This window comes from Hungatella sp. (genome assembly GCF_046966825.1).
Window position 1 is genome coordinate 1 of record NZ_JBKVCZ010000233.1, and the last position, 5,261, is coordinate 5,261.

A 5,261-nucleotide genomic window follows, 5' to 3' on the forward strand; every position below is an offset into this window, starting at 1 on the left:
TCACGTATCTGGGCAGAGATTTAAAGGCGGAAATTACCGAATACGTTATGAAGAACAAGACGCTTCTGCCGCCGGATGTGCTGGAGAAGCTTAAGGAACACGACCGCGTGGGAGAACGCCATTTAAACGCCTCCTGGATCCATACCTGGAATAATGTGTATAAGGTCCTGCAGTCGAATCCGGAGTATCTGCCCAATACGTATCTGCAGTACTATCTGCTGTCCAAGGATGTAGTGGAAGAATCCAATCCGGAGTATACGAGAGCCAATGAGGTAATGGACTCCAGAGAAAAGGATCTGTTTGAGGGAATTGACCATTATATCAAGACCGGAGAGGTGACTGCAAAGGCATTTTACCACGGCGCCCACGGCAACTACATCGCGGATCTCGCTATGGCTCTTAAAAATGACACGAAGAAGAAATTCATCGTGATTGTACAGAATAACGGGGCCATCGAGAATATCGCACCAGATGCCATGGTCGAGGTTCCTGCCTATATCGGCAAAAATGGTCCGGAGGTAATCTGTCAGGGGCCCATCGGCGACTACTATAAGGGACTGATGGAGCAGCAGCTGGCATCGGAAAAGCTTCTGGTGGCCGGAGGCATCGAGGGCTCCTATGAAAAGGTATGGAAAGCCTTTTCCATGAATAAAACGGTGCCGTCGGCTACGGTGGCAAAGGCCATTCTGGATGAGATGATTGAGGCTAATAAGGAATTCTGGCCGGAGCTTCGGTAAGCTTTGATGTTTTGCGCTTGACATACCCAGTAAAATCCATTAGAATAAACGGAAGATGAGGGAGTAGTCAGCACGCCTCCCACGGGTCAGGGATGCGGCGTGCAGCAGGGTCAACATACTGATAGCGTCTGTCTATCTGGTCCTGCTTAACTTGCTTTTATGCAAAAAAGATGAGACTTGTCTGCGGGTTTTTCGATGCCTGCAGATAAGTCTTTTTTTGTTCTCCGCATCATATACTTATTAAGCTTATACGCAGGAGGAATATCACATGTCATTAATTGAGCTGTTCATTATCGCGGTGGGCCTTTCTATGGACGCCTTCGCCGTTTCCATCTGTAAGGGACTCTCCATGCAGAGGATGAGCTGGAAAAACGCAGTCATCGTCGGACTCTATTTCGGCGGTTTCCAGGCGGGCATGCCGCTTTTCGGTTACATATTGGGATCTCAGTTTAAAGAGGCCATCACTTCCATCGACCACTGGATCGCCTTTATCCTTCTGGGCATCATCGGATTCAACATGATCCGGGAGTCCCTGAATAAAGAGGAGGAATGTGTGGACTGCTCCGTGGCGCCGGGCAATATGATTCTGCTTGCCATCGCCACCAGCATCGATGCACTGGCCGTCGGCGTCACCTTCGCCTTCCTGCAGGTACGCATCGTTCCGGCCGTCTCCTTCATCGGTTCCACCACCTTTGTCCTCTCCATCATCGGTGTCAAGGTCGGCAATGTCTTCGGCACCAGATATAAGTCTAAAGCCGAGTTTGCAGGCGGGCTGATCCTGGTGATTATGGGGGTGAAAATACTGCTCGATCATACCTTGGGTATTTAGGCAAAATAAAAAACAGCAGGGCAGCACCGAAGGAACTGATAATTCCGTTTTGTAAAAAGGGATTATCAGTTCCTTCGGTGCTGCCCTGCTGTTTTTTATATGGTCCATTTATCTTCCTAAAAGCGTTCCGTATCACTCTCTGATCAGCATAATGGCTCCATATGGAGAAAGCCGGATCTTCTTACTCTCCCTCTCTGCCCCATCGTTGGCAATCAGCGTTCTGTATTTCGTCAGATCCTCATCCGGAAGCTTTAAATCTGCCGCCGCTATGGTCTGGCTTCTGTCGGTAAAATTAGTCAGGACCAGCAGCGTATCACCGCCGTACGTCCTTTTGTAGGCAAATACTGCCTCATGATCCTCCAGTACCGGTTCGTACCCGCCCTCGCTGATGACGTCGTACTCTTTCCTCAAGCCGACCAGCTTCTGATAGTAGTAAAAAATGGAATCGCTGTCTTCCAGGCATTCTTCCGCATTGATTTCTTTATAGTTCCGGTTGACTTCGATCCAGGGCACGCCGTTTGTAAAGCCGGCATACTCCTGATCGCTCCACTGCATGGGAGTCCGGCTGTTGTCGCGGGACCTCTGGCGCAGCACCTCGTAAATCCGGGCTTCCTCCATTCCGCTTTCCTTCAGAATATCGAAATAATGCAGGCTTTCCACATCACGGTACTGATCGGTGGAGGTAAAACCGGCGTTAGTCATGCCCAGTTCCTCCCCCTGGTAGATATAGGGCGTTCCTCTCATGCCGTGGATGGCCGTCGCCAGCATCTTGGCCGACTGCTTCCGGTATCTCGCTTCGTCCCCAAACCGTGATACCGCCCTCGGCTGATCGTGGTTGCACCAGAACACGGCGTTCCATCCGCTGCCCTCGGCCATACCGGTCTGCCAGGTGTGAAAAATCTTTTTCAGGCCCATGAAATCATAGGGCATCAGAGACCATTTGTCCCCATTTTTATAGTCTACCTTCAGATGGTGGAAATTAAAGCACATCTTCAGCTGCTGTTCCTGTGGGTTGGTATACTGGATACAGTGATGGATTGTGGTGGAGGACATCTCCCCCACAGTGATGATATCGTCCTCGTACAGGCCGGTCTCCTTCACCATCTCTTTTAAATACTCATGCACCCGGGGGCCGTCTGTATAGAATCTGCGGCCGTCTCCCTCGTCGTCATCCTCAAAGTACGCGGGCTTGGAGATCAGATTGATGACATCGAAACGAAAACCACGGATTCCCTTCTTCTTCCAGTAGAGAAGAACCTTGCGGATCTCTTCCCGCACCTTCGGATTCTCCCAGTTTAAGTCCGCCTGCGTCCGGTCAAACAGATGAAGGTAATACTGCCCCAGCTCCTCCACATACTCCCAGGCGCTGCCGCCGAACTTGGACTGCCAGTTGGTGGGGGGAACCCCCTTTTTTCCTTTCCGGAAAATATAGTAGTCCTGGTACTCCTTCTCTCCCTTAAGCGCCCGGGCAAACCACTCGTGCCGGGTCGAGGTATGGTTGAACACCATGTCAAACATCAGTCCCATGTCCCGGTCAGCCGCCTCTTTAATGAGACGGTCCAGGTCTTCCATGGTGCCGAACAGCGGGTCAATGTGGTAATAGTCCGCAATATCGTATCCATTGTCATTCTGCGGCGAGACGAAGAAGGGCGTAAGCCACAGATAATCGACTCCCAGTTTCTTTAAGTAGTCCAGCTTCTCCGTGACTCCGTTTAAGTCACCGACACCATTACCAGTCGTGTCCCGGAAGGACTTTGGATAGATCTGATATACACACGATTTCCTGAAGTCATTCATATTCTCCTCCAATTACTTACCGTACGTCTTTTTTCTTACCGACTACTACCGTCAGCATAAATGGAACCACCATGGTAATCAGCATACAGACAGCAAATCTTCCCATATACTGCGGCTGAATGGACAGGATTCCGGGAATTCCGCCTACGCCGATGGAATTCGCCATAACGTTGCTTCCCACGGATACGGTGGCCGCAATCGCAGAACCGATCATGGCGGAGATAAATGGAAATCCCCTCTTTAAATTGACGCCGAAGATCGCCGGCTCCGTGACACCCAGATAACAGGAAATACATGCCGGAATGGATATCTGCTTCGCCTCTTCGTTATGCTTCTGTAAATAGATCATGCCGAGTACTGCGGATCCCTGTGCAATGTTGGATAAAGCAATCATCGGCCACAGCATGGTGCCTCCAAACTCCGCCATCAGCTGCAAATCGATGGCATTGGTCATATGGTGAAGACCGGTGATTACGAGCGGTGCGTAGATAAAACCGAATACGGTAGCGAATAACCAGCGGAAGCTTGAGGTAAGCCCTGCGTAAACCACCTTTGAGACCCAGGAACCCACGGCCCAGCCCACAGGACCCAGAACCGCGTGAGCCGCGATCACGGCCAGCACCAGTGATAAGAACGGCACCACGATCATGGAAATCGCCTGAGGCGTAATCTTCTTAAAGAACTTCTCTAAATAAACCAACACGAAGCCAGCCAGAATCGCCGGAATTACCTGTGCCTGATAGCCGACCATCTGCATGGTGAAGAATCCAAAATTCCATACCGGAACTTCCACGCCGGGAGCCATGGCATAGGCGTTTAACAGCTGCGGGGACACCAATGTCAGACCGAGTACGATACCCAGAATCTGAGTCGTGCCCATCTTCTTCGTCACCGACCACGTGATGCCTACCGGCAGGAAATGGAATATTGCCTCACCGATCAGCCACAGGAAGCTGTGTACTCCTGCCCAGAACTGGGACACCTCGATCAGTGTCTCTGTCCCGCCGTTCATAAACTGAATCTCACCGATGATGTTCCGGAATCCCAAAATCAGACCGCCGACGATGATGGCCGGAATCAGAGGTGCGAATATCTCTGCGATATTAGCTACCGCCTTCTGAACCGGATTCATGTTCCCTTTCGCTTCCTGCTTCACTTCCTCCTTTGAAACTCCCTCAATCCCGGATACGGAAGTAAACTCATTGTAAAACACCGAGACATCATTACCAATAATCACCTGGAACTGTCCCGCCTGTGTAAACGTCCCCTTTACACTCTTCAGCGCTTCGATCTTCGCCACATCGGCTTTCTCAGGATCGGCCAGAACAAAACGCATCCTGGTCATACAGTGTGTGACTGCCGAGATATTCTGTTTTCCGCCGACATATTCCAGAAGCTTCTTTGCGTCATCCGAATACTTCCCCATAACCATTCTCCTTTTCATACACGTTTTTTATTTTTCTCTTCTTGTATGTTTATCTTGTGAATTCAATATAACATATACGTATATGTTTGTCAACATGTTTGGAAAAATAAATAAAAAAATCCACCGGCAGATAGTGGTTATGTGGTGGAAAATACGCGGACTTTTGCATGGGGGATCGAGGAAAAGGGAGAGCGGGCGGCAGGGAGGGAAAGGTTCAGGGATTCCGAGGGGGTGGGACTAAGGGCGAACAGCCCCCTCCGCAGGGGTTCCGGTCAATTCGACCGAACGCCTGATGCGTTCGCTCTCAGTGCCCGCAAAATCGCGTCCTGAAAACGCGATTTTGCCCCTGCTCCGACGGCTGTTCGCCCTAAGTCCCACCGACCTCTGCATCATTCACCTTTCCCTCCCTGCCGCCCGCTCTCCCTTTTCCGGCCAGACTGTGAAAAAGTCCGCTGAGTACTGGCTCCACAAG

At 50.8% G+C, this 5,261-nt stretch carries 3 protein-coding genes and 1 pseudogene; 2 read left to right on the forward strand and 2 right to left on the reverse strand.

Features of this window, described 5'->3' with window-relative positions; translation table 11 throughout:
• Both ACLTD4_RS32840 and ACLTD4_RS32845 read left to right on the forward strand, forming a co-directional pair.
• A pseudogene (locus ACLTD4_RS32840) lies at window positions 1–737 on the forward strand (6-phospho-alpha-glucosidase); the annotation flags it as partial.
• A 268-nt stretch (window positions 738–1,005) separates the two neighbouring features.
• Window positions 1,006–1,566: a manganese efflux pump MntP family protein gene (locus ACLTD4_RS32845; RefSeq protein ID WP_002604492.1), complete on the forward strand. Its 561-nt coding sequence runs from the start codon at window positions 1,006–1,008 to the stop codon at window positions 1,564–1,566.
• Between the two features lie 132 nt (window positions 1,567–1,698).
• Here ACLTD4_RS32845 and treC read toward each other — a convergent pair whose 3' ends face one another.
• Window positions 1,699–3,363, reverse strand: a complete 1,665-nt coding sequence (gene treC / locus ACLTD4_RS32850) for an alpha,alpha-phosphotrehalase (RefSeq protein ID WP_117622661.1) — start codon at window positions 3,361–3,363, stop codon at window positions 1,699–1,701.
• A 16-nt stretch (window positions 3,364–3,379) separates the two neighbouring features.
• Complete coding sequence (treP, locus tag ACLTD4_RS32855) at window positions 3,380–4,789, reverse strand: PTS system trehalose-specific EIIBC component (RefSeq protein ID WP_055656704.1); 1,410 nt, start codon at window positions 4,787–4,789, stop codon at window positions 3,380–3,382.
• Between the last annotated feature and the right edge of the window lie 472 nt (window positions 4,790–5,261).

Coding starts and splice junctions, on each gene's coding strand:
- ACLTD4_RS32845 (WP_002604492.1), top strand. CDS start 1,006: ATGTCATTAATTGAGCTGTTCATTATCGCGGTGGGCCTTTCTATGGAC.
- treC (WP_117622661.1), bottom strand. CDS start 3,363: ATGAATGACTTCAGGAAATCGTGTGTATATCAGATCTATCCAAAGTCC.
- treP (WP_055656704.1), bottom strand. CDS start 4,789: ATGGGGAAGTATTCGGATGACGCAAAGAAGCTTCTGGAATATGTCGGC.